Raw genomic sequence first — 25,225 nt, forward strand, 5'->3', positions numbered from 1 at the left:
AGGCATGGCGAATATGCCGAACATGCCGAACATGCCAAACATGCCGAATACGGCGGGCATGGCGAATATGCCAGCCTACGGTATGCCTGCTGAAAACATGCCTGCATATATGCCGGCACAGCAAGTTTCTCCAGGAATGGGAATGCCGTGTGAAGAACCTCACCATGGTGTACCTGTATCCCCTGTATTGCCAGGATCAGGTCTTTGCGAGCCGGACGGTTACCCGCCGCATATGGGAATGATGCCGCAGGTTCAGGGAATGATGGCGGCGCCGATGCCGTATATGCACGGAGAAGGTTATGGCCACGGCCATATGAATATGCAGGCACCAATGATGCATCATCAGGCGCACGGCTGTGGCTGTGGTAGCGGGGGATCTTATGGAATGCCGGCACAGCATGGGTACGGCTATCCAGCTGGATATGGCGCCCCGGGCGGATATGGTATGCCGATGGTGCAGGGGGCCTATGATCCTCAAATGGGACATGGAATGCCGATAGACAATGCTCCGCATGGCATGCCAAGACTGGATGATGAAGAGAGCGATGAATATTAAGTTCCATTCGAGAAGAGACGATAGATTCCTTGATCGTCTCTTCTCCTATTTAAATACAGTGCTACCTTTCAAAGTCAACAGTCTAGTTCCTATCAGGGCGGATGTGTATCTCGCAGAAACGAAGGGCATATTTTTTATTCTTAAAGGGTTTGCATCTCTGCCGAAAATGGAAGTCCAGCGAAGGTTTGCGGATTCATTACGCAAATCAGGGTTTACGCATTCCTATCTTTTTTATACTTTTACAAGAGAGCATTTGTTTTTTGAAGGACTTTATTATTCTCCAATCCAATATATTGAGCCGGATTCGACCCCTTTTACTTTTCTTACTGAAAATGAACGAACTGAAGGGATGAGCCTCCTTGATGATTACCATGTTTGTGCCAAACAATTGGTAGGGGAATATAAGGGGATGCTATCTCAAATGGAGCTGTCGGTAAAATGGAAGGAAAGAGCCAACAGGTTCAGAAAAAACCTTCCCACAATAGGGAAATTTATAAGTAAAAGGAAATTGAATGACATTAGAGACTGGGCAAAAGAATCATTGGAGGGTCTTGCTGTACATGCTAAAAGACTTGAGAGCAAGGAAGAAACTATTCTCCACTGTGATGTTGCCCACCATAACTTTCACAGGGCTAGAAATGGTGAATTATTTTTAATCGACTTCGACCTACTCAGCATCGGGCCGCCTCAATACGATTTGCTGCAGTATGCAGGAAGAATTCTTCCCTATATGGATTGGTCCTTCGTTTCGCTGTCAAAAATGAAGCATCTGCAGAAGGAATTGGATGATCCTTTCTTTTTATATGGACTTCTATTTCCATCCGATATTATGAGGGAGTGGAACAGGATTTTAAAAGACAGAATGGATTTCCATCCTAAACGGATGTCCCATCTCATAGACATGACTGAACAACAGTTCAGTAAAAGGCGCGAATTCGTTAACGTGGTCCGATCGTACCTGCATTAAACACCTGACAATTTTACGGATATTCTTTTTATTTATGGTCACACTAGATAATGAATTTACAAGAGTGAGGTGGCCGGCAATGGAATATACAGCTGTTGTAAAAAATCTCGTTTTTTTTGCTATCTTGGGCCTAGGGTTAGCGCTAAGTGGAGAGCCAGCAGAGGCCGTCCAGCCGGAACAAGGAACTGAAACTGTATCACCTTGGAAGATGACAGTCATTTTGGAAAGATGCTATCTCGATGGAGATAAAAGTGAGGAAACCATTCAGGAAACAATTTGGTCAACAAAGGACTTTTGGGCACGGTATGAATCCTGGGAGCTTGTAAAGCTGGAAGAAAATAAGGCCGTGTTCAGGCAGAATGTCGATGATATATCCCCGCTACTAAAAGCAAATGGGTATTTTGGCCTATCAGAGGACGGGGTGCTGACTATTTTTAATGGACGTCCCGGCCAAAGCAAGGCCATCCATTCATTTTTCCAGATAGATGTCGGAAAACTGGAAAGCAGGGCACTGGAACAGCTTCAGAGCGGTATCCCGATAAAATCCAAGGATTCCTATGTGAAAGTCCTGGAAACTTTTAGGGCATTTACACGAACAGAATAGACTGTGGGCCGGATATCCGGCCCTTTTTATATTTTGGAGCGGATTCGATTACAACGGTTTTCTGCCAGAAAAACCTTCTTTAAAATAAGTGAAGATTAAAGGTGGACTGTATGTTCGCATATTTTTGCTTTCCTCTTTCGTTTTTTCTTCGTCCCTCCGAAAATAGTATGATAAAATGGGTTACAGCAAAGCGGAGGAGCGAAAGAAATTGTATGAGTTTATAAAAGGCAGCATCGATTTTGTAGGCCCGGAATATATCGTGGTCGACAATAGCGGGGTCGGGTACCAAGTGTTTACACCGAATCCATTTGCTTTTGCGAAAAACGCGGGAGCCGATGTAAAGATTTTTACTTACCATTATGTACGGGAAGACCAAATGGCGCTTTATGGATTCTCGACACGGGAAGAGAAAGCGCTTTTTACAAAATTGTTAAATGTTTCAGGAATCGGGCCAAAAGGCGCTTTGGCCATCCTGGCATCGGGAGCACCGGAACATGTGGTGCAGGCGATAGAAAATGAAGATGAATCTTTTCTAGTTAAATTTCCGGGAGTCGGAAAAAAAACAGCAAGACAGATGATTCTCGATTTAAAAGGGAAACTGCAGGATATTGTCCCTGATTATTTTCCGAATTTATTTACAGAACATGTTCCTGCTGCCCCTGATGAACTTGATGAGGCCTTGCTGGCATTGAAGGCCCTTGGCTATTCCGACAAAGAGATCCAAAAGGTCGTTCCTGGGCTAAGGAAGGAAAAGCTGTCTACCGACAAGTATATTAAAAAGGCTTTGCAAAAAATGCTGGGCTAATTTTATATGTTAAAGGGTGAAAAAGCAGATGGAAGAACGAATTCTCTCAGGGGAAGCTGGCGAACAGGATCTTTCATTTGAGCAAAGCCTGCGTCCCCAGACTTTAAAGCAGTATATTGGACAGGACAAAGTAAAAGCAAATCTTGAAGTCTTTATCGAAGCTGCAAGGCTGAGAGAGGAAACACTTGACCATGTCCTCCTTTACGGACCGCCAGGTTTAGGGAAAACCACGCTTGCCGCCATTATAGCCAATGAGATGGGTGTGAACCTTCGGACGACGTCAGGTCCTGCCATTGAGCGCCCTGGTGATCTTGCCGCTATTTTGACGGCGCTTGAGCCAGGTGATGTCCTTTTTATTGACGAGATCCACAGGCTCCCTAGATCAATTGAAGAAGTGCTGTATCCTGCTATGGAGGACTTTTGCCTGGATATTGTCATTGGAAAGGGGCCGTCTGCCCGCTCCGTTCGTCTCGACCTGCCGCCGTTCACGCTTGTCGGCGCAACTACGAGGGCAGGCTCTCTGTCTGCGCCGCTCAGGGACAGGTTTGGGGTTCTTTCAAGGCTGGAATATTATCAGGAAAACCATCTTCAGGAAATCGTCACAAGGACAGCAGACTTGCTGGAGACTGGAATCAGCGAGCAGGCTGCCGGAGAAATTGCGAGAAGGTCAAGGGGAACGCCCAGGATAGCCAACAGGCTATTAAAGCGAGTCCGTGATTTCGCCCAGGTACGCGCCAACGGGGTAATAGATGAAAATCTTGCTGACAATGCGCTGGAATTAATGCAAGTGGACCGTTTAGGGCTTGATCATATTGACCATAAATTACTTAAGGGGATCATCGAAAAATTCCGCGGCGGCCCCGTCGGCCTAGAGACAATTGCGGCAACAATTGGGGAAGAATCACATACAATTGAAGATGTTTACGAACCATATCTCCTGCAGATTGGGTTTCTTCAAAGGACACCAAGAGGGAGAATGGCTACTGCAGAAGTATATCGGCATTTCAATTTGGAGGTGCCCGCTGAATGACGGGGATGGGAAAGTTATTGATGGCTGCAGGAGCAGTCCTGCTGATAGCAGGATTTTTGCTGCAATTTATCAAGGTGGTAAACTGCCGGGCGATATTGTTGTGAAGAAAGGCAATATGACTGTATATTTCCCCATCATGACTTCAATTGTTGTCAGTATCGTCCTGTCCGCCATTTTTTATTTTATCGGTAAATTCCGCTAAACAGAATAGGGTGACATAATGAAAGTAGAATTGTTTGATTTTCACTTACCTGAGGAATTGATTGCGCAAACGCCGCTCGAGGAAAGAACGAATAGCAGGCTCATGGTGCTGGATAAAAAAACAGGCGAAGTGAAGCATGAAATATTTAAGGATATTACAAATTACCTTCAGCCAGGCGACTGCCTTGTATTGAATGATACGAGAGTGCTTCCTGCACGCCTTTATGGGGTAAAGGAAGAGACTGGCGCTAAGATTGAAGTACTTCTTCTCAAGCAAAAGGAAGGTGACCGCTGGGAAACGCTGGTTAAGCCTGCTAAACGGGTAAAGGCAGGAACGGTCATTGCATTTGGAGACGGCCTCCTCACTGCTGTATGTACAGAGGAATCAGATCATGGAGGCAGGGTCCTGGATTTCAAATATGAAGGCATTTTTTATGAGGTGCTGGAAGATCTGGGCGAGATGCCTCTACCTCCATACATTAAGGAGCAATTGGATGACAGGGAGCGCTACCAGACTGTTTTTGCAAAAGAGAGGGGCTCTGCAGCAGCACCAACTGCCGGTCTCCATTTCACCGAATCCCTTCTTGAGGAAATTCGTGCCAAAGGCGTCCATATTGCCTTTATTACGCTGCATGTCGGACTCGGTACGTTCAGGCCGGTCAGTGTGGATAGCATTGACGAACATGAAATGCATGCTGAGTTCTACCAGGTTACTGAAGGGACAGCCAGACTTCTGAACGAAGTGAAAGAGCAGGGAGGCAGGATCATTTCGGTAGGAACCACATCGACAAGGACTCTTGAAACGATTGCAAGGGATCATGGCGGAAGGTTTGAGGAAGCAAGCGGCTGGACAGATATTTTTATCTTCCCTGGCTTTGAATTCCGGGCCATCGACGGCATGGTGACAAATTTCCACTTGCCTAAATCAACGCTTGTCATGCTGGTCAGTGCGTTGGCAGGTCGGGAGAATGTGCTGAAAGCCTACGAGGCTGCAGTGGAAGAACGATACCGTTTCTTCAGCTTTGGCGATGCAATGCTCATTATTTAGAATCAGAAACTATTTAAATCTGTAATACATGGAAGGAGAACAAACAATTGTCTGCCATCAAATATGAATTAATCAAGACTTGCAAGCAGACTGGCGCAAGGCTCGGCAGGGTCCACACTCCGCACGGGTCATTCGACACTCCTGCATTTATGCCGGTTGGCACCCTTGCGACCGTCAAGACGATGTCACCGGAAGAACTGAAGGAGATGGGTGCGGGAATCATCTTGAGTAACACTTACCACCTGTGGCTCCGGCCAGGACATGAAATCATCAAGGAAGCTGGAGGACTGCATAAGTTCATGAACTGGGATCGTGCCATCCTTACAGATTCGGGTGGTTTTCAGGTATTTTCGCTAAGCGAATTCAGGAAGATAGAAGAGGAAGGTGTGCATTTCCGCAATCACATGAATGGGGACAAGCTGTTCCTTTCTCCTGAAAAGGCAATGGAAATCCAAAATGCCCTGGGCTCTGACATCATGATGGCATTTGACGAGTGCCCTCCGTATCCGGCTGAATTTGACTATATGAAGAAATCAGTCGAAAGAACGTCCAGATGGGCGGAACGGTGCCTGGAAGGGCATAAGCGCCCGAACGACCAGGGACTGTTTGGCATTATCCAGGGGGGAGAGTATGAAGAACTAAGAAAACAAAGCGCAAAAGACCTTGTTTCACTTGATTTCCCTGGCTATGCAGTCGGAGGGCTGTCTGTCGGAGAGCCAAAAGATGTAATGAACAGAGTGCTTGAATTCACTACACCTTTGCTTCCGTCCAGCAAGCCGCGTTATTTAATGGGTGTCGGTTCACCGGATTCTCTCATTGACGGGGCAATCCGTGGAATTGATATGTTCGACTGTGTCCTTCCTACAAGGATTGCCCGTAACGGCACACTGATGACAAGCAATGGGCGTCTTGTTGTAAAGAATGCACGGTATGCACGCGATTTCAACCCGATTGACGAGAATTGCGACTGCCACACATGCCGCAATTACTCCCGTGCGTATATAAGGCATTTGATAAAATGCGATGAAACGTTTGGAATTAGGCTTACGTCTTACCATAACCTATATTTTCTGCTAAAATTAATGGAGCAAGTCAGGCAGGCCATTATGGAAGACCGATTAGGAGATTTCAGGGAAGAGTTTTTTGAGCGCTATGGCTTCAATCAGCCAGGTGCCAGAAACTTTTAACAGGCCTGCATCAATTTATAAAAGGAGGTTATTCAATATGGATGGAATGGTTGGTACAGTGTTACCGCTGTTATTGATGTTCGTGCTTTTCTACTTTCTTCTGATCCGCCCACAGCAAAAAAAGCAAAAAGCGGTCATGCAGATGCAAAGCGAAATGAAAAAAGGGGACCGCGTTGTTACAATTGGCGGGCTCCATGGTTTTGTTGATTCGCTTGATGAAGGAACAGTTGTCATCAAGTGCGGCGATGGAAGCCATCTTACATATGACCGCGGAGCGATTCGTGAGGTCATCCAAAAGGAAGGCGAATAAAAAAGGGGAAGCAGGCTACTGCTTCCTTTTTTATATTCTTTAAGTTCTCCCTGGCGATGACATGTTGACACCGAGTATGCCGCCCATCATTGCTGTGACGATATAGCAGGTGTGATAAATCATTTGCTGGGCTGAGAACAAGGAGTCATACCCGAGGTATTGAAATAGGAATATAATCAATGTGTAGGAACTGCCTGTCATCCCCCCGAGCAGCCACCCTTTATGCTTGCCTTTTCCCCCAGTAATGAATCCACCTGTAAATAATGCGATAAAAGATACTGTCGTTACAATATACTGTAATGAAGCTTCCTGGATTGAAGTAAATCTAAGCAGAAGAGAAAAAACCAAACTGCCGGCAATGGCCAGTGCAAAAACTGCCCCTAGCCCATATAGTACCGAGATTCCCGTATTTCTTGATTCCATTCACCCAACCCCTTTCCCCAGACCGGCCAAGAAGCGGACCGGCTTGTATTATTAGTACAAGCATATTCCCTATAAAAAAAAGTAGAAGTGATTTTTTTCGGGATTTCTTAACAAATAAAAAATCTCATACTTTTTTATCTATGTTGAATCCTATAAGGAAGAGCAAAAAATTAGAAGGGGGAGGCACTATTGGAACAATACCTGGTCGTCGCTTTCAGGACATTGCTTCTATACTCATTGATTCTCCTCATTTTCAGACTGATGGGCAAAAGGGAAGTTGGTGAACTAAGCCTCCTGGATCTCGTGGTTTTTATCATGATTGGAGAAATTGCTGGGATGGCAATTGAAGAACCAGATGTCCCTCTTATACGATCAATCCTGCCAATCCTCCTGTTAGTAGGTATTCAGCTCCTTCTTGCCTTTATATCATTAAAAAGCAAGTGGTTCAGGGACACAATCGATGGCAGGCCGAGCATAATCATCAAAAAGGGGAAAATTGATGAGAAAGAAATGAGACGCCATCGCTATAATTTTGATGATTTACTTCTTCAGCTCCGTGAGAAGGACTTCCCCGATATAAGCGAAGTGGAGTACGCCATCCTTGAAACTTCAGGGAAACTATCCGTCTTCCCGAAGGGGGAGGATGGTATTGAAGGGGGCCTGCCCGTGCCACTTGTTGTGGACGGTGTAGCCATTGCAGAAAATCTTAAAAGAATCGAAAAGTCGAAAAAATGGTTGCTGCAAAAGCTTAGCGAGAAGGGTTACCATGATATAGAGAAGATTTCCATCTGCAGTTACCATAATGGAAAGTTTTTTATTGACATAGACAACGAAAAAAAGTGAGACTGCTGCTGTGTTAAGCTTGCTTTCAATTTCTTTTTCCAGAGCTAATACAAAGAGCGGATAAGGGGCGTCCAATATATGGAATCCGGACAACTTCTTCTTTTTTCAAAAGGCCTGCTGCAATGACGAGCAAAAAGTAGAAAGTGGTCAGCAGTATGGAAACAAACAGCACACGCAAAGGCAGCCCCCATCCAATAGGCAGCCGGCCGTACAGCTGGAATCCTGCGAGAAATGATACTCCCATGATGGCAAAAGCAGCCGTATATTCGCGGACACAAAAGGTGAACGGGATTCTCTTCAGTACCGTAGCGAAGTGGAGGATTGTTACAAGCACAACGCCTAATGTAATACCAAGTGCCACACCCATGATTCCAAAACTCGGCTGGCTGGCCAGGAGGAAGATGGCAGCCGTTTTCGCTATATTACCTATCAAACTGTTGATCATAGCCGCCCTTGCAAGATCCAGTGCCTGCAGCGTTGCCTGTAGGGGCCCCTGATAATAGTAAAAAATAAAGAAAGGCGACATAAGCCTGATAAACTGCGATCCGCTATCCGACCCGTACATAACGATCATGAGGGGTTCCGCCAAAACATAGAGGAGGACAACGGCAAGACCTCCCGATAGAAGGGAAAGACGGAGTGACTGCTGAAGCCTGTGCTCGATCAGCTGGTGGTTGTTTTTCGAATTGGCTTCGCTGATAGCTGGAACAAGTGCGGTGGACAGTGAAAAAGTGATGAATGACGGCAACATCAATAGCGGCAGGGCAAATCCGGTTAGGGCCCCGTATTGCTTTGTTGCCATGGATGCTGTAATGCCTGCGTTTGCAAGGCTTTGCGCCACGACAATCGGTTCAAAGAACCATGAAATCGATCCGATCATTCTGCTGCCTGTTGCAGGAATGGCGATATTCATCAATTCCTTGAACGTTGACTGACCGGACTGAACAGCCTGGAAAAAGTTTTTGCGCAGCCTGAATTTCTTTTTTAGTTTAAAAGCCGCCATCAAGTAGGCTAGCGAGGCGAGTTCACCGGCTACTGATGCAACCATTGCTGCGGCAGCCGCATACTCGATGCCATGGGGAAGGAACGCCCTTGTGAGGAAGGCGATCAGCAGGATTCGGACCAGTTGTTCGATTACCTGCGAAACCGCTGCCGGTTTCATGTTTTGCCTTCCCTGGAAATATCCTCGCAGCACGGAAGAAATCGCGACAACCGGAACAATCGGTGCAATTGCCAAAAGCGGCATAAGTGTCCGCGTATCGGTAAACAGTGTCTTTGACAGGTAAGGAGCCAGAAGGATGAGGGCTGGGGTGAAAACGAGCGAAAGGGAAATTGTCGTAGCCAGTGAGACGACAAGTATTTTTTTTATTTTGCCGTGATCTCCTTTTGCCTCGGCTTCGGCTATATGCTTTGAAATCGCAACAGGAAGCCCCATCTGTGTGATTGTCACGACGAGGATCAAAGTCGGGAAAGCCATCATATAAAGGCCGACCCCTTCCTCACCAATAAAACGGGCAATTACGATCCTGTTGATAAACCCAAGAACCCTGGTCACCAGCCCCGCTGCTAGCAAAATAATAGTCCCTCTTAAAAACTTCGACATCGCTGTTCCCTGCCTTCTCAAAAGAGCTTATTTCAGATACAATAATCTATATGCACGAATGTGGACAAAGCATGACAACATTAACGAGATTTCCAATTTGGCAAGACGGCTGGGAGGCTGAATGAATGAACTCGGGGAATAGGCATGTGAGATATTGGCGTGAAGTGCAGCCAGCAATAAAAAGCAAGATTGAGGAAATTGGAATGCTTGGCTTTGAGAAAGTGACAGCTGCTGAGCTGTGGAATTACCTCGATAAAAAAAAGTGGAAAAACTTGAATGAAGATCTCCATTTGTATGAAGTCGTTGCTGATGTATTATCAGTAAAGCCGGGAGAACTGATCAATTTCATGACAGTGGAGGCATTCAGGAGTGCCAGTACCAGCCTCGATGGCCAGCAAGACAGTAAACCTGTGGAGCAAATGGATTAATCATCGGGATAATAGAGTCCTGCCTTTAATTGACAGGATTTTTATTCTGTTACATAATAAAAATGCTTAAGCTATTTTCCCGTTTCATTTGTTTTTAGGCTCGGTATTAGGGAGTTATTCTTTGTTTTTATTTAAGGAGGACTTATACATAATGGTAAAACGCAGCCGCATCCTTGCATTCTTTCTGATTATTCTGCTTCTCGGAAGTGCAATGGGTGCAACTAGTAAAGGCATTATCGACAGAATCAAGCTAGGCCTTGATCTTCAAGGAGGCTTTGAAGTCCTTTATAAAGTAGAACCAGTTGAAAAAGGGCAGAAAATCGACCGTGAGGTAATGGTCAGCACTGCCGACGCCTTGGATAAGCGGGTCAATGTGCTGGGAGTAAGTGAGCCGAATATCCAAATCGAAGGCGATGACAGGATCCGTGTCCAACTGGCGGGTGTAAAAGACCAGAACAAAGCACGGGAAATCCTTTCTACTGAGGCAAACCTGAGCTTCAGGGATGTTAATGACAAAAAAATGCTTGGCGGAAACGATCTTGCTGAAAACGGAGCAGAGCAAAGCTTTGACGAATACGGCGCTCCAAGTGTAGCCATTACTTTAAAAGACAGGGACAAGTTTGGTCAGGTTACAAAACAAATTCTTGATATGGCTCCCGAAAACCAGCTCGTCATCTGGCTTGATTTTGAAGAGGGAAAAGACAGCTACAAGGCAGAGCGGATGAAGGAAAAACCAAAATATTTGTCTGCCCCGGCTGTCACGAAAGTCCTGAATGACAAGACTGTTCAAATTACAGGAGATTTCTCGATTGAGGAAGCGAAGGAACTCGCTTCATTGCTGGATGCAGGAGCCCTGCCAGTAAAGCTGGATGAACAGTACTCCACATCTGTCGGAGCGAAATTCGGCGAACAGGCATTAAACGAAACGATTCTTGCGGGGATCATCGGTATTCTAGCTATTTTTGCCTTTATGCTTGTCTATTATCGATTCCCTGGTTTCATTGCAGTCATCTCCTTATTAATTTATATTTACTTGATCCTGCTTGTTTTTGACTGGATGAACGGTGTCCTTACACTCCCTGGAATCGCGGCATTGATTCTCGGGGTTGGTATGGCGGTTGATGCCAATATCATCACATATGAGCGGATTAAAGAAGAATTGAAGGTTGGCAGGACGATCAAGGCTGCGTTTGAAACGGGAAGTAAAAACTCGCTTTCCACGATCCTTGATGCGAACTTTACAACAATGATTGCCGCAGTTGTCCTTTTCCTTTATGGGGCAAGCTCGGTAAAAGGGTTCGCGACAATGCTGATCCTCAGTATTTTTGGAAGCTTTGCCACGGCTGTTTTCGGATCACGCCTATTCTTGGGCATGTGGGTTAAATCAGGATGGTTTAAAAATAAACCAGAATGGTTTGGTGTCAAGAAAAGTGAGATCCATAACATTTCCGAAAATTTCGATACGCTCGACTTAAAAACAAGGTTCGATAAGTTTGATTTTGTAAAGCATCACAATAAATTCTTCCTTGGTTCGGCTGCGCTTATCACAGCGGGACTCATCATCTTGGCAGTGTTCAGGCTCAATCTTGCCATAGACTTTTCCAGCGGTACGCGTGTAGAATTCTTGGCAAATTCACCTCTGACAACCGAAGTGGTGAAAACAGAGCTTGATAAAGCAGGCATACAGACCGACGATATTGTGATTTCTGGTGATAATAAGGATATAGGTGTAGCAAGATACAAAGGCGTCTTGTCCAAAAATGAAATTTCAGAACTGAAAGGACATTTCAAAGAGAAGTTTGGTTCTGAACCGAATGTCAGCACAGTATCACCGACAGTCGGAAAAGAGCTGGCCAAGAACGCATTTATTGCGCTTTTGATTGCTTCCATCGGTATCATCATTTATGTCACGGTGCGTTTTGAAATTCACATGGCCCTTGCTGCCATCGTTTCACTGATGCATGATGCATTCCTGATTGTCGCGGTCTTCAGTTTGCTGCGGATTGAAGTCGACTTGACTTTCATTGCCGCCATCTTGACAATCGTTGGTTATTCAATCAATGATACGATTGTCACCTTCGACCGGATGCGTGAGAATATGCAGAAGAAGCGCAAGCTTAAGACTCCTGAAGATATTGCCGACATTGTCAATACAGGCCTCAGGCAAACGCTTGGACGTTCGGTTAATACAGTTTTGACCGTTGTCATCACTGTTGTTGCGCTCCTGATTTTTGGCAGCGAGTCAATATGGAATTTTTCATTCGCGCTCCTTATCGGCCTAATTTCAGGGACATACTCTTCCGTTTTCATTGCTGCACAGCTATGGTATGTATGGAAGAAAAAGGAACTGAAAAGAAAAGGTACGATCAAGACATATAAAGAAAAACGCAAGTATTCGGATGAACCTCAAGTTTAATTTTTTACGGTGTATTTGCCGCAGGGAAGCCTCCCTGCGGTTTTTGTTTTGAAAGGATAGCTATTCATTCTTTCTTCGTGCGATCGTTCATTGAAACCCGCTTCATCCTTCTGTATAATGAAAAAGTTAGGGGTGAATATATGTTAAAGTCCAGGACTCGCTGGGTGTTGAGCCCATCTGATGAAAATAAAGCTAAGGAACTTGCCCGTGAGCTAAACCTTTCGCCATTGACAGCCATGCTGCTAGTCAACCGAGGAATACATACCGGGGAAGCAGCCCGTCAGTTTTTATTCGGACAGGATACGGCTTTTCACGATCCTTTTTTACTGAAAGACATGGACAAGGTTGTTGGCCGCATCAACTTGGCGATTGAGAGTCAGGAGCCGATGATGATTTTCGGTGATTACGATGCTGATGGTGTCAGCTCCACTACCATCATGATGAAGGTGCTAAGCGAAATGGGCGCCAATGTCCGTTACTATATACCAAATCGTTTTACTGAGGGATACGGTCCCAATGAACCAGCTTTCAGAAACGCAGCATCACAAGGAATCAAGCTGATCATTACAGTAGATACAGGAATTTCGGCAGTTCACGAAGCCGGAGTGGCGCGGGAACTGGGCATAGACTTGATTATTACCGATCACCATGAGCCAGGTCCTGTCCTTCCAGATGCATTTGCGACCATCCATCCAAAATTACCGGACAGCGAATATCCGTTCAAGGATCTAGCAGGAGTAGGAGTAGCCTTCAAGGTTGCCCACGCGCTGTATGGGTATGTCCCTGAAGAGCTGTTCGAAATAGCTGCCATCGGCACCATTGCTGACCTTGTACCACTCCGTGGGGAGAACCGGCTGATTGCACGCAATGGGATTAGGCAAATAAAAAGCACGAATAATGAAGGGCTACGGGCGCTGCTGAAACTGGCAAAAACGGATCTTTCCGGAATCAATGAGGAGACGTTTGGCTTTCTCATCGGCCCAAGAATTAATGCGGCTGGGAGGCTAGGAAGTGCAGACCCCGCTGTAAGGCTTCTGATGACTGAGGACCCCGGAGAAGCGGAAGAGCTTGCCTTCGAGATCGACGCACTGAACAAGGAGCGCCAGGCACTTGTTGCGTCTATTGCAGAGGAAGCGATCAGGGAAGTAGAAACGTATTATCCGCCCTCTGATAACACAGTCCTCGTTATTGGAAAAGAAGGCTGGAATCCCGGCGTAATCGGTATCGTTGCTTCAAAGCTTGTCGAGAAATTCTACAGGCCTGCAATCGTCCTGTGCTTTGACGAGGAAAAAGGGATAGCGAAAGGGTCTGCACGAAGTATTGCCGGCTTCGATCTGTTTAAGAATCTATCTGCTTGCCGGGAATTGCTTCCTCATTTCGGCGGGCATCCGATGGCTGCTGGGATGACCCTGGAAATCGAGGATGTCGGGAAGCTGAGGGACAGGCTGAACGAAATGGCAAAGGAACAGCTGGCGGAAGAAGATTTAGTTCCAGTCAGTGATGTCGAGGCGGTAGCAGGTCTTGATGAGATAAGCCTTGATTCGATCAGAGAATTGGATTTGCTTTCTCCTTATGGTGTCGGCAATCCCAAGCCGCGATTTTTAATTAAAGATGTCAGGATTTCATCCATGAGGCGCATAGGAGCAGACAAAAAACATTTAAAAGTCATGCTTGAGAATGAAGGATATACTCTTGACGGAATTGGCTTTGGGCTGGGGAGCCTCCAGGATCATATTTCCCCTCTGTCACGGATTTCAGCCATTGGCGAGCTGTCTGTCAATGAATGGAATAATGTGAGGAAACCTCAAATCTTTTTGCAGGATATAAGTGTTGATTCCTGGCAGATGTTTGATTTGCGCGGATTGAGGAGTCTTGATAAGCTAACTGAAATCATTCCTTCTGATTCGGAGTGGATTTCCTTTCATTCTGCCAATCAGGAAAAGTTCCAGCGTCTTTCAGCTCCACCTCTTAGGAACCTGCTTACTGAAAAAGAGGCAGAAGAGGAAGATATAACGGGGCGGAATATTGTTTTACTCGACTTGCCGCCTTCAATAAATGTAATAGAATCCTTGCTTCACGGAAAACACCCTGCAAGGATTTATGTCCACTTTTATAAAGAGGACAGCGATTTCTTCAGTACGATGCCAACACGCGAGCATTTCAAATGGTATTATGCGTTCCTCGCGAAAACAGGGCCGTTTGATTTGGAAAAGAACGGTGAGGAGCTTGCAAAATACCGTGGATGGACGACAGAAACAATCAATTTTATGTCAAAGGTGTTTTTTGACCTGGATTTTGTTAAAATAAACAATGGATTTATATCTTTGGAGAAACAAGCTTCGAAAAAAGATTTATCCGAATCACAAACATACCAGAAAAAACTAGCGACTTTCACTCTTGAAAATGATTTGCTTTATTCATCCTATGAACAGTTGAAGGGCTGGTTCGACCAGGTCATTCAAGGGTCGGTGCAAAATGAGGAGGCAGTTGAAGAATGGATTTAAAGCAATTTGTGACAATCGTACCCGATTGGCCAAAACCAGGTATTAAATTTAAAGATATCACCACATTAATGGACAATGGTGAAGCATATAAATATGCGACTGACCAGATTGTCGAATATGCAAAAGAAAAAGAAATTGAAATCGTGGTAGGCCCTGAAGCGCGTGGTTTCATAATTGGTTGCCCCGTTGCCTATTCACTAGGCGTGGGCTTTGCCCCTGTCCGCAAGGAAGGTAAACTACCTAGAGAAACAATCAAAGTAAATTACGGCCTCGAATACGGCAAGGATGTCTTGACGATCCATAAGGATGCCATCAAGCCTGGGCAAAAGGTTCTAATCACCGATGACCTTCTTGCGACAGGTGGAACGATTGACGCCACCATCAAACTCGTTGAAGGACTTGGCGGCATCGTTGCAGGAATTGCCTTCCTGATCGAGTTGTCCTATCTTGACGGACGTTCAAAGCTGGGCGGCTATGATGTTCTTACGCTAATGAAATATTAAATACAACAAAGTCCTCTGTCGCTTTTGGCAGGGGGCTTTTTTGTGTGCAATTTCAATTGTCAGTAGGACTACTTTTATTATGGCGAAGGAACAAAGTCGAGGCCAAACGAAGAGGCGAAGCCAGGAATAGTATTGACGATGGTGTTTGAATTAGGGTCTATGACGGTAACAGTGCCGCCAGAAATGTTTGAAACGTATACTAGATTTGTTGCAGGATCTACGCGTGCAATAAAAGGACCGTTTGAAACAGGGATTACAGCTGTCACTGTGTTGGTGGCTGCATCAATGACCGTAACCTGGTTCGCGTTAAAGTCCGGGACGTATAACGAATTGGTCAGTGGATTGTAAGCAATGCTTGAAGGTGTAGGCCTGTTGTCGGGATATTAGCAATGACAGTATTGGTTGTAGTGTCGACCACAGCAATCGCTCCTGTTTTCAGTGACACATAAGCCGCGTTGAGAGATTCGAGGATGAATATTTCTCCTCCGACTATCCTGCCGAGGGGAATGGTAGCAATCACTGTTTCTGTAGCTGCATCAATTACTTCTAAAGATGTTCCAGAGCGTTTACAATCTGTTTTTTGTTACATAAAGGGACACAAATTGAGTTGCTCCTGCTAGTGGAATGGTATTGACAACAGTGTTGGTGGCCGGATCAATAGCAACGATCCTTGATGCTGGATTAGCTGTTGCATAAACTCTGTTATTGTTAGGGTTATACACGACTCCAACCGTTAACCCTTATCCAAGTGGAACGGTGGGCACGACAGTATTTGTAGCTGGATCGATGACAGAAACAGTGATTGAGCCTACGACCGTGTTTAATTTAGATTTAGCAATATTTCCGGTTTGATAAGAAGGTCAAGTGTCGACTGTACACTCGTGTTTACAGCGAGAATATCGGCAATGTTAGTCGTTGCGCCTGTCAGCCCGGGGATTGTTCCGAGAGCAAACTGGATTTTTTCTCCTTTCGCATTCAATATATGAGCCATTCCAAGCTCTTCCATTGCTATCAATGAGAGCAAGAGGTTAATTCCATCATCCCATGTACGGGTGATAGCGGGTGTGAAATTTGGCAAACTAGGTTGAGACATACTTTTTCACTCCTTTCTGCTTTTTCTCTATAGCGTATGTAATAAAGATTCGGCTAAATTGGACAATTGTTTTGGCATGGTCGCCTTTTTAAATGGATAATGTGATGAGAGGGGCCGAAGGTAGAGGTAGATAAACTTTATTTTTAATAGTAAAAACCAAATGATTTTCGACAAATTTCTTATTTACGCCTTCAAAAACATCCTTTCTCTTTACATATATGAGTTTTTCTTTGATAATAAATACAATATCCTTCATATCTTGATATGCAGGATCTATTTTTAATTTCCATGATTGACGAATGCCAGGAGGCCGAGGAGGCCCCCTGATTTTAATAAATAAGGTGAGATCCCAATGGCGAATGATCAGGTGATGACCGCCGAACAAGTCATCGAATTGACAAAAACTTACTTAAATGATGAAAATGTTGAACTGGTGAAAAAGGCATATGATTTCGCCAGTGAGGCCCATCATGACCAATTTCGCAAATCAGGCGAGCCTTATATTATCCATCCAATTCAGGTTGCCGGTATCCTGGCAGATTTGGAAATGGATCCATCCACTGTGGCTGCCGGATTTCTTCATGATGTGGTCGAAGATACGTCCATTACACTTGATGATATTGAAGAGGCCTTCAATGCGGAAGTGGCAATGCTTGTTGATGGTGTCACGAAACTGGGTAAAATTAAATATAAATCTCATGAGGAACAGCAGGCAGAAAACCACCGGAAAATGTTTGTGGCGATGGCCCAGGATATAAGGGTTATTCTAATCAAGCTTGCCGACAGGCTTCACAACATGCGGACGCTGAAACACCTTCCTCAGGAGAAGCAGCGCCGTATTTCCAATGAGACTCTTGAAATTTTCGCACCTCTTGCCCATAGGCTGGGGATATCGAAAATTAAATGGGAGCTTGAGGATACTGCTTTAAGGTACTTGAATCCTCAGCAATACTATCGGATCGTTAACCTGATGAAAAGAAAGCGGGCTGAGCGGGAGCTTTACCTGAAGGATGTCATTGAGGAGGTCCGAGAACGGCTTGGTGAAGTTTCCATCATATCGGAACTTTCCGGAAGGCCAAAGCATATTTACAGCATTTATCGAAAAATGGTCCTGCAGAACAAGCAATTTAATGAGATATATGATTTGCTGGCTGTCAGGATTGTTGTCAACAGCATTAAAGATTGCTACGCAGTCCTCGGCATTATTCATACATGCTGGAAGCCAATGCCTGGCCGATTCAAGGACTATATTGCCATGCCTAAGCCGAATATGTATCAGTCTCTCCATACGACGGTCATCGGACCGAAGGGAGACCCTCTTGAGGTTCAAATTCGGACAACGGAAATGCATAGGATTGCTGAGTTCGGGGTTGCGGCCCATTGGGCTTACAAAGAAGGAAAGCCTCTCAATGAGAGCACTGCCTTTGAGAAAAAGCTGACATGGTTCAGGGAAATACTTGAGTTCCAAAATGAAACTGCTAATGCAGAAGAGTTTATAGAATCTTTGAAAATCGATTTGTTCTCAGACATGGTGTTTGTATTTACGCCAAAGGGTGATGTCATTGAACTGCCTGCCGGATCGGTGCCGATTGACTTTGCCTACCGGATCCACTCGGAAATCGGGAATAAGACAATCGGAGCCAAGGTGAACGGGAAAATGGTGACGCTCGATTATACACTGAAAACAGGCGATATAATCGAGATTATGACTTCCAAGCACTCCTATGGACCTAGCCAGGATTGGCTGAAGCTTGCCCAGACTTCACAGGCTAAAAATAAGATCCGCCAATTTTTCAAGAAGCAGCGCAAAGATGAAAATGTGGAAAAAGGACGCGAACTTGTTGAAAAAGAAATTAGGGCAATGGAATTTGAAGTCAAGGAAATATTGACAACAGAGAACATAAAGCGGGTTTCCGAGAAGTTTAACTTCTCCAATGAGGAGGACTTGTTTGCTGCGATTGGGTATAACGGAGTCACTGCTCTCCAGGTGGCAAACAGGCTGACGGAAAAATGGCGCAAGATGCGGGATATGGAGCAGGAAAAAAATCTTGCGGAAGCTGTATCGGGGTTAAAAGGCATAACTCCGGTGAAAAAGCGGGAATCAGGCGTTAGGGTATCTGGTATCGACAACCTGCTTATCCGCTTGTCGAGATGCTGCAACCCAATCCCTGGAGATGAAATTGTTGGCTTCATCACAAAAGGACGCGGAGTTTCTGTTCACCGTTCGGACTGTACGAATATCAATAGCGATGATGCGCAGGCCCGGCTGATACCTGTTGAGTGGGAAACAGGCCTGAATGACCGCAAGGAGTATAATGTCGATATTGAAATCAGCGGTTATGACAGGCGCGGCCTGCTGAATGAAGTGCTTCAGGCTGTTAACGAAACAAAGACAAATATTTCCGCAGTTTCCGGCAAATCCGATCGAAATAAAGTGGCGACAATCAATATGTCCATTGCGATTCTGAATGTCAGCCACCTCCAGAAAGTAGTCGATCGAATCAAGCAAATATCAGATATTTACTCAGTCAGAAGGGTGCTCAATTAAACATTCTATTTTAGCTAAATCAATAGGTGCCTGATGCGTCAGGCACCCTTTATTTGAGGTGGGGAATCGAATGAAGATCGTTGTCCAGAGAAGCAGCGAAGCAAAAGTAACAGTTGAGGGAAGAGTTACCGGCTCGATTAAAACAGGGTTTATGGTGCTCGTTGGCGTGACACAGAGCGACACTGAAAGTGATGCAGCCTACCTGGCAGACAAGGTGGCGAACCTTCGCGTATTTGAAGATGAGGAAGGCAAAATGAACCTTTCGCTGCTTGATGTTGGAGGCGCAGTTCTGTCCGTATCGCAGTTTACCCTGTACGGGGATTGCCGCAAGGGACGGCGCCCAAACTTTATGGATGCAGCGCGCCCGGAGCATGCTGAAAAAATTTACGAAGCATTTAACACAGCATTGCGGGATAAAGAAATCAATGTAGAAACCGGAGAGTTCGGAGCCATGATGGATGTTCAACTAGTAAATGATGGCCCTGTCACTTTAATAATCGAAAGCAAATAGGGAAGAGGCAAGACAAAGGATATAGGTCCTCTGTATTGCCTTTTTTTGTTGAAGGAAACTTTCCAGAGCACAATTTTGGTTGGAACGCTAGGAATTTGCTGCCCGGTGCATGGGTTTCAGGTGAAACGTCGAATTTCTATTTTTAGTTTATTATCTTGATTTATTTTCTTGTTCGTCACTTGGTATTTTCTCCGGCAGTATATTTTTCCTAGTTATAGCACACCTTAATAGTTTTATTGCTCTGACAGGGATTGGAAATATCGGTTGAGTCCCTCGTAAATGCCTCTTGCAGCTGCCTCTTGGTATTGATGAGTCTCAACGATGTTTTCTTCGGTTGAATTGCTCAAGTACCCTAGCTCCAATAAAGCAGCATTTTGGCTGTTTTCCCTGATAACATGGTAGTTCCCTTGGCGTACTCCCCGGTCCTCTAGGTTCGTCCTGTGACTGATGCTTGTATGAAGCTGTTCTGCGAGCGGCTGCTGGTATTGATGATAATAATAGCTTGTGGTTCCCCGAATGGAACTGTCTTGGGTGCTGTCATAGTGGATGCTGATAAAAGCGTCGGCATGGTGGTCGTGCGAGATTTTAATTCGTTCAGTCAGAGGAAGATAAGTATCAGTGTAGCGGGTCATGATTACATTAGCGCCAGCTATTCTCAATTTGTCATACAACAGATGTGCTGTCATCGATGTTAGATTCTTTTCCTTTAGTCCATTGCTTCCAGCTGTACCTGAATCTTTACCTCCGTGTCCAGGATCAATTACGATTGTTTTATTCCTTGTAGAACCCGACGATTCTTTTGTTGCAATTTGTGGCCCTGTTCCGTTTACGGAGGCCAGCGAGCCTGCAACATAGCCTGTTCTGCCTCCAGGGAGGCGGATTTCATACCAGCTATCCCGAAAACTTATTACTTTGAACGTTTGCCTCCGTCCGGCCCTCTTGATGATTTTGTTTCCAGGTCCTGGTTTGTCCCGGATGCTTGTCCCATTATTCAGGATCGTAATTTTAGTCCCACGAACAATGTTGGCAGTTTGCAGAGAATCCCTTGAAAAAAGCCATTCCGGAGCCCAGCCCTTTTTCCCGCTCCTAAGCTTCAGTTGGATCCAATTCTTTTTCTCATCAAGCACCGTAAACTTTTCGTCCTTTTCGGCAGTGCCTATAATTTTTCCACCGATTGGCTTGTTTCTAACTTTAATTAAAGTGACGTTTACGGATACAGTCTGTTCCTGCTTATCCACGTTTTCTTTTGCTTTACCGTCAATTTCATCATTGCGGGGCAGGTCGCCGACAGCCAAAAACTCTTTTGAAACCCAGCCTTCAAACCGGCCTGAGGAAATTTTCGCCCATTTTTCATTATGTTTCACAATAGAAACTGCTTGTCCCTTTCTAATAGACCCAATCACAGCAAATGCTGTCCCAGGTCCTTCTCTGACACGAAGGCTGTCTGCATCCACTATTGCTTGTTGAAAGGCACTATCATCTGCACGCTCGGTGTACTCACTGGAGACCCAGCCTGTTTTATTGCTATCCAGCCTGATTTTTATCCAGCCTTTTTCCTGTTCAATGGCTGAATATTCCTTTCCTTCAATTGCCTTTTCTAACACGGGATAGTGAAGCCCCGGACCTTCTCTAATATTGACAGAGCTGGCTGTCAGGGTAATCAGCCCTGCGGCTGAACCTGAATTCACAAAAAAAAGCGGGATAAAAAAAAACAGCATGAACAGCCTGCTAGGACGCATTTTACTCCCCCTATGTTTAAATACTTTTTTTATGACAGATAATTGCGAATACAATTATACTAACGGAGGAAATTTGAAAAATCGACCAGTACGACAAAAGAAGTGGCCATTCAGCAATAAAAGTCCTTTCGGGATTTTTTTCGTCATAGTAAAACAAGCTCGATTATTTTCAGATAAAAAATAAAATGAAACATTTTCTCCGACGTTGGAAAGAATAGAGAGGACGAAAACACGGGGAAGGTGATTAGTATGAGAAGCAACGGGAAACATGCAGCCTCCCAAATGGGAGAAAATCAAATATTCAGCGTCGATTTCCATGATTTTATCCAAAAAGAGCAGAACAACAATATGATAGAATTGGCATCTGAATTCGGACTTTGTCTCCGTGATGTGAAAAAACTGAAAAAACAGTTGGAACGTTCTTGACAACATGATTGCCGCTCTTTATTATTAAGTAAATAGTCATACTGAAATATTGCCGATGATGGAGAACAGTAGTTGGGAAATACTTGGACAGAGAGGAAATGCCTTGGCTGGAAGCATTTCTGCATGGTGGCTCAATGAATGAACACTCCGTAGGCTCTTTCCTGAACATTCGCCTTTTGCAAGGCTGTCATTAGGGAAGGACGTTTGCAGGCGTTAACTGTAAAAGTGGAAGTGCATTATGCACTTCAATTAGGGTGGTACCACGGGAATCCAGGCTCTCGTCCCTTGTTTTTTTTAAAAGACAAGGGACGGGAGCTTTTTTATTTTTACATAAGCGAACGTACAGGGAGGTTATATTATGTCAATCAATATTCCGCGCGGAACGAAGGACATTTTGCCTGGTGAATCGGAAAGATGGCAATATATCGAAAATAAGGCGAGGGACATTTGCCGCAATTACCAGTATAAGGAGATCCGCACACCGATATTTGAACATACAGAACTGTTTCAGAGGGGTGTAGGAGATACGACCGATATTGTCCAGAAAGAGATGTATACTTTCGAGGACAGAGGAGGACGCAGCCTCACTCTCCGCCCGGAAGGAACAGCTTCAACTGTTAGGTCGTATGTTGAGAACAAAATGTTTGGATATCCAAGCCAGCCAGTCAAGCTGTATTACATGGGACCGATGTTCCGGTATGAACGTCCGCAGGCAGGGAGGTTCCGCCAGTTCGTTCAATTTGGGGTCGAGGCGCTTGGCAGCAAGGACCCAGCGATTGATGCCGAGGTTATTTCAATGGCAATGGAGATTTATCGGGAATTGGGGCTTAAAAGCCTGAAACTTGTCATTAACAGCCTGGGGGACAAGGAAAGCAGAAAAGCGCATAGAGAGGCCCTCATTGCACACTTTCAGCCACGGATCGGGGAATTTTGCCATGACTGTCAGAGCAGACTGGAAAAAAACCCCATGAGAATCCTGGACTGTAAAAAAGATCGAGAGCACGAATTGATGAAGACGGCTCCCGACATTACAGGTTACTTAAATGAAGAGTCAGCAGATTACTTTGCCAAGGTGAAACAATACCTGACAGCGATGGATATTGAGTTTATAGTGGATCCCAACCTTGTCCGTGGACTTGATTATTATAACCATACCGCATTCGAAATTATGAGCAGTGCCGAAGGATTCGGGGCGATCACCACATTGTGCGGCGGAGGCCGGTATAATGGCCTTGTCGAGGAAATTGGCGGTCCTGAAACACCAGGAATCGGATTTGCGTTCAGTATCGAACGCCTGCTTGCAGCTCTTGATGCAGAGGGTGTGGCAATCCAGAACGAAGAAGGAATTGACTGCTATCTCGCTGCGTTGGGAGAAAAAGCGGGAGAATACACAGTCGGCCTTTTGCATGAGCTTCGCCAAGCTGGCATATCGGCAGAACGCGATTACCTTGGCCGGAAAGTAAAGGCACAGTTCAAGGCAGCGGACAGGCTGAAAGCAAAATATGTCGCCGTTCTCGGTGATGATGAACTTGAAGCGAACACAATCACGTTAAAATCGATGGCAGATGGCGGACAGACAGAAGTTCCGCTTGACGATTTCATAGAAACTTTCCGTAAAATCAAGGGTTAAAGGAGGAAGTAAAATGTTTGGCAGATCATATTTTTGTGGTGAAGTAACAGAGAAAGCAATCGGGGAGAAAGTCACCCTCAAGGGATGGGTACAAAAACGACGGGATCTTGGAGGTCTTATTTTCATAGATCTAAGGGACAGGTCAGGGATTGTCCAGATCGTTTTGAATCCGGATGTCTCCAAAGAGGCTCTTGAAACGGCAGAAAAAGTAAGGAATGAATACGTCCTTGATATTAAAGGAACGGTTGTTGCCCGCCAGGAGGGAACGGTAAATCAAAACCTCAAAACGGGAAAAATTGAAGTGCATGCAGACGAAATTACGATCATTAATGAAGCTAAAACACCTCCGTTTGTGATCGCCGACAAAACGGATGTTTCTGAAGATATCCGCCTTAAATACCGCTATTTGGATCTCCGCAGGCCGGTTATGTTTGAGACTTTTAAGATGCGCCACAAAACCACAAAAGCTGTCCGTGATTTTCTTGACAGCGAAGGCTTTCTTGATATTGAAACACCGATCCTTACAAAGAGTACTCCAGAAGGTGCCCGCGATTATTTGGTGCCAAGTCGGGTTCACCCAGGTGAGTTCTATGCTCTGCCGCAATCTCCGCAGCTCTTTAAACAGATGATGATGGTTGGCGGCTTTGAACGGTATTACCAAATTGCACGCTGTTTCCGCGACGAGGACCTCAGGGCAGACCGCCAGCCGGAATTTACACAAATTGATATCGAGACCAGCTTCTTAAGCCAGGAAGATATCCTTGCACTAACTGAGAGAATGATGCAAAAAGTAATGAAAGAAGTCAAAGGCATCGATATTGAGATTCCATTCAAACAGATGAGCTTTGATGAAGCAATGTCCCGTTTTGGTTCGGACAAGCCGGATACAAGATTTGGGATGGAACTTAAAGATTTATCCGAGCTTGTGAAAGACTCCGGATTTAAAGTGTTTTCCGCAGCTGTCTCCGGCGGAGGCCAAGTGAAAGGTATCAATGTTAAAGCTGCTGCAGGCAGCTATTCCAGGAAGGATATTGACGGCCTGGCAGAATTCTCCTCCGTATACGGGGCAAAAGGCCTAGCGTGGCTGAAGGTTGAAGAAGACGGGCTAAAAGGACCGATTGCGAAATTCTTCAATGCCGAAGAGCAGGAAAAGCTTGCTGACCTGCTCGGGGCATCTGCAGGCGACTTGCTGCTTTTTGTTGCCGATAAAAAGAGTGTCGTAGCAGATGCTCTAGGAGCGCTAAGGATGAAACTTGGGAAGGAACTTGGCCTTATCGACCAGTCCCTGTTCAACTTCCTTTGGATTACTGACTGGCCGTTGCTCGAATATGCAGAAGAAGAAGGCCGCTATTATGCAGCCCACCATCCGTTTACGATGCCGGTTCGCAGTGACATTCCTAAACTCGATGAAGCGCCTGGTGAAGTCAGGGCTCAAGCCTATGATCTTGTCCTAAATGGGTATGAGCTCGGTGGCGGATCGCTGCGTATCTTTGAACGTGACATCCAGGAAAAAATGTTCTCTGTTCTCGGCTTCACTGAAGAAGAAGCGAAAGCACAGTTTGGCTTCTTGCTTGAAGCGTTTGAATATGGGACACCGCCGCATGGAGGCATTGCACTAGGGCTGGACCGCCTTGTCATGCTGCTTGCGGGCCGTTCAAACCTGCGGGATACCATTGCTTTTCCGAAAACAGCGAGCGCTTCCTGCCTGCTGACCGAAGCTCCAGGAGGAGTCAGCCAGGAACAGCTTGACGACCTGCATCTATCCCTTAATTTAGGGGACAAAGCATAATAGCTTTCTGCTTCGTTCCTTGAATTTTTATCAGCTATGTGTTATTATTACCTCAACAACA

Annotated in this window: 23 protein-coding genes, 2 pseudogenes and 1 other annotated feature; of the genes and pseudogenes, 19 read left to right on the forward strand and 6 right to left on the reverse strand. The window is 45.3% G+C overall.

Annotation, left to right across the window (positions count from 1 at the left end):
* The 9 genes and pseudogenes from D1970_RS22445 to yajC form a co-directional block, all read left to right on the forward strand.
* Positions 1–556: pseudogene (locus D1970_RS22445) on the forward strand (hypothetical protein); the annotation flags it as partial.
* On the forward strand, positions 546–1,523 hold the full coding sequence (locus tag D1970_RS13980) for a phosphotransferase (protein WP_181213200.1): 978 nt from the start codon (positions 546–548) through the stop codon (positions 1,521–1,523). The pseudogene D1970_RS22445 and the gene D1970_RS13980, both read left to right, overlap by 11 nt.
* Before the next feature lie 79 nt (positions 1,524–1,602).
* Complete coding sequence (locus D1970_RS13985) at positions 1,603–2,127, forward strand: BofC C-terminal domain-containing protein (protein WP_119113496.1); 525 nt, start codon at positions 1,603–1,605, stop codon at positions 2,125–2,127.
* 208 nt (positions 2,128–2,335) lie between these two features.
* Entirely contained in the window at positions 2,336–2,932 is a 597-nt protein-coding gene (ruvA, locus tag D1970_RS13990) for a Holliday junction branch migration protein RuvA (RefSeq protein ID WP_119113497.1), read from the forward strand.
* A gap of 28 nt (positions 2,933–2,960) precedes the next feature.
* Positions 2,961–3,962: a Holliday junction branch migration DNA helicase RuvB gene (ruvB, locus tag D1970_RS13995; protein ID WP_119113498.1), complete on the forward strand. Its 1,002-nt coding sequence runs from the start codon at positions 2,961–2,963 to the stop codon at positions 3,960–3,962.
* Positions 3,959–4,164: pseudogene (locus D1970_RS14000) on the forward strand (DUF2905 domain-containing protein). The gene ruvB and the pseudogene D1970_RS14000 overlap by 4 nt, the downstream one beginning before the upstream one ends.
* An 18-nt stretch (positions 4,165–4,182) precedes the next feature.
* Positions 4,183–5,211, forward strand: a complete 1,029-nt coding sequence (queA, locus tag D1970_RS14005) for a tRNA preQ1(34) S-adenosylmethionine ribosyltransferase-isomerase QueA (RefSeq protein ID WP_119113499.1) — start codon at positions 4,183–4,185, stop codon at positions 5,209–5,211.
* Positions 5,212–5,258: 47 nt separating this feature from the next.
* A complete protein-coding gene (gene tgt, locus D1970_RS14010) occupies positions 5,259–6,398 on the forward strand; it encodes a tRNA guanosine(34) transglycosylase Tgt (RefSeq protein ID WP_119113500.1) in 1,140 nt (379 codons plus the stop codon).
* A gap of 37 nt (positions 6,399–6,435) precedes the next feature.
* Positions 6,436–6,708 (forward strand): preprotein translocase subunit YajC, encoded by a 273-nt coding sequence (gene yajC / locus D1970_RS14015; protein ID WP_119113501.1) that lies wholly within the window; start codon positions 6,436–6,438, stop codon positions 6,706–6,708.
* 39 nt (positions 6,709–6,747) lie between these two features.
* On the opposite strand, the gene D1970_RS14020 is transcribed toward yajC, so the two are convergent.
* The gene (locus tag D1970_RS14020) at positions 6,748–7,131 is read right to left on the reverse strand and encodes a TIGR04086 family membrane protein (protein WP_119113502.1); all 384 of its coding nucleotides are present in this window, start codon (positions 7,129–7,131) and stop codon (positions 6,748–6,750) included.
* A gap of 189 nt (positions 7,132–7,320) precedes the next feature.
* On the opposite strand from D1970_RS14020, the gene D1970_RS14025 reads away from it, so the two are divergent.
* Positions 7,321–7,974, forward strand: coding sequence for a DUF421 domain-containing protein (locus D1970_RS14025; RefSeq protein WP_119113503.1), 654 nt, complete (start codon positions 7,321–7,323; stop codon positions 7,972–7,974).
* 25 nt (positions 7,975–7,999) lie between these two features.
* Here the strand turns inward: D1970_RS14025 and spoVB are convergent, their stop codons facing one another.
* Entirely contained in the window at positions 8,000–9,577 is a 1,578-nt protein-coding gene (gene spoVB, locus D1970_RS14030) for a stage V sporulation protein B (RefSeq protein WP_119113504.1), read from the reverse strand.
* Positions 9,578–9,702: 125 nt separating this feature from the next.
* On the opposite strand from spoVB, the gene D1970_RS14035 reads away from it, so the two are divergent.
* From D1970_RS14035 to D1970_RS14050, 4 genes are all read left to right on the forward strand, one after another.
* Entirely contained in the window at positions 9,703–10,005 is a 303-nt protein-coding gene (locus D1970_RS14035; protein ID WP_119113505.1) for a post-transcriptional regulator, read from the forward strand.
* A 151-nt stretch (positions 10,006–10,156) separates the two neighbouring features.
* Entirely contained in the window at positions 10,157–12,421 is a 2,265-nt protein-coding gene (gene secDF, locus D1970_RS14040) for a protein translocase subunit SecDF (RefSeq protein WP_119113506.1), read from the forward strand.
* A 140-nt stretch (positions 12,422–12,561) separates the two neighbouring features.
* Complete coding sequence (gene recJ, locus D1970_RS14045; protein ID WP_119113507.1) at positions 12,562–14,925, forward strand: single-stranded-DNA-specific exonuclease RecJ; 2,364 nt, start codon at positions 12,562–12,564, stop codon at positions 14,923–14,925.
* Positions 14,916–15,428, forward strand: a complete 513-nt coding sequence (locus D1970_RS14050; RefSeq protein WP_119113508.1) for an adenine phosphoribosyltransferase — start codon at positions 14,916–14,918, stop codon at positions 15,426–15,428. The genes recJ and D1970_RS14050 overlap by 10 nt, the downstream gene beginning before the upstream one ends.
* Before the next feature lie 77 nt (positions 15,429–15,505).
* On the opposite strand, the gene D1970_RS23430 is transcribed toward D1970_RS14050, so the two are convergent.
* From D1970_RS23430 to D1970_RS14060, 3 genes are all read right to left on the reverse strand, one after another.
* On the reverse strand, positions 15,506–15,781 hold the full coding sequence (locus D1970_RS23430; RefSeq protein WP_119113509.1) for a YncE family protein: 276 nt from the start codon (positions 15,779–15,781) through the stop codon (positions 15,506–15,508).
* Positions 15,763–15,948: a hypothetical protein gene (locus D1970_RS22050; RefSeq protein WP_142921018.1), complete on the reverse strand. Its 186-nt coding sequence runs from the start codon at positions 15,946–15,948 to the stop codon at positions 15,763–15,765. The genes D1970_RS23430 and D1970_RS22050 overlap by 19 nt, the downstream gene beginning before the upstream one ends.
* A gap of 300 nt (positions 15,949–16,248) precedes the next feature.
* Positions 16,249–16,521 carry an alpha-helical endospore appendage domain-containing protein gene (locus D1970_RS14060; protein WP_119113510.1) on the reverse strand — a complete coding sequence of 91 codons (273 nt, stop codon included), beginning with the start codon at positions 16,519–16,521 and terminating at the stop codon, positions 16,249–16,251.
* A gap of 352 nt (positions 16,522–16,873) precedes the next feature.
* On the opposite strand from D1970_RS14060, the gene D1970_RS14065 reads away from it, so the two are divergent.
* Complete coding sequence (locus D1970_RS14065) at positions 16,874–19,069, forward strand: RelA/SpoT family protein (protein WP_119113511.1); 2,196 nt, start codon at positions 16,874–16,876, stop codon at positions 19,067–19,069.
* Positions 19,070–19,139: 70 nt separating this feature from the next.
* Positions 19,140–19,580 (forward strand): D-aminoacyl-tRNA deacylase, encoded by a 441-nt coding sequence (gene dtd, locus D1970_RS14070; RefSeq protein ID WP_119113512.1) that lies wholly within the window; start codon positions 19,140–19,142, stop codon positions 19,578–19,580.
* Positions 19,581–19,813: 233 nt separating this feature from the next.
* Here the strand turns inward: dtd and D1970_RS14075 are convergent, their stop codons facing one another.
* Positions 19,814–21,319 (reverse strand): N-acetylmuramoyl-L-alanine amidase family protein, encoded by a 1,506-nt coding sequence (locus D1970_RS14075; protein WP_119113513.1) that lies wholly within the window; start codon positions 21,317–21,319, stop codon positions 19,814–19,816.
* 249 nt (positions 21,320–21,568) lie between these two features.
* On the opposite strand from D1970_RS14075, the gene D1970_RS22450 reads away from it, so the two are divergent.
* From D1970_RS22450 to aspS, 3 genes are all read left to right on the forward strand, one after another.
* Positions 21,569–21,745, forward strand: coding sequence for a hypothetical protein (locus D1970_RS22450; protein WP_181213201.1), 177 nt, complete (start codon positions 21,569–21,571; stop codon positions 21,743–21,745).
* 46 nt (positions 21,746–21,791) lie between these two features.
* Positions 21,792–22,034, forward strand: a binding site (T-box leader).
* 69 nt (positions 22,035–22,103) lie between these two features.
* Positions 22,104–23,375: a histidine--tRNA ligase gene (hisS, locus tag D1970_RS14080; RefSeq protein ID WP_119113514.1), complete on the forward strand. Its 1,272-nt coding sequence runs from the start codon at positions 22,104–22,106 to the stop codon at positions 23,373–23,375.
* Between the two features lie 13 nt (positions 23,376–23,388).
* A complete protein-coding gene (gene aspS / locus D1970_RS14085; protein ID WP_119113515.1) occupies positions 23,389–25,164 on the forward strand; it encodes an aspartate--tRNA ligase in 1,776 nt (591 codons plus the stop codon).
* Positions 25,165–25,225: the final 61 nt, after the last annotated feature.

Origin of the sequence: Mesobacillus zeae (assembly GCF_003570705.1) — a bacterium.
GTDB classification, from domain to species: Bacteria; Bacillota; Bacilli; order Bacillales; family Cytobacillaceae; genus Mesobacillus_C; species Mesobacillus_C zeae.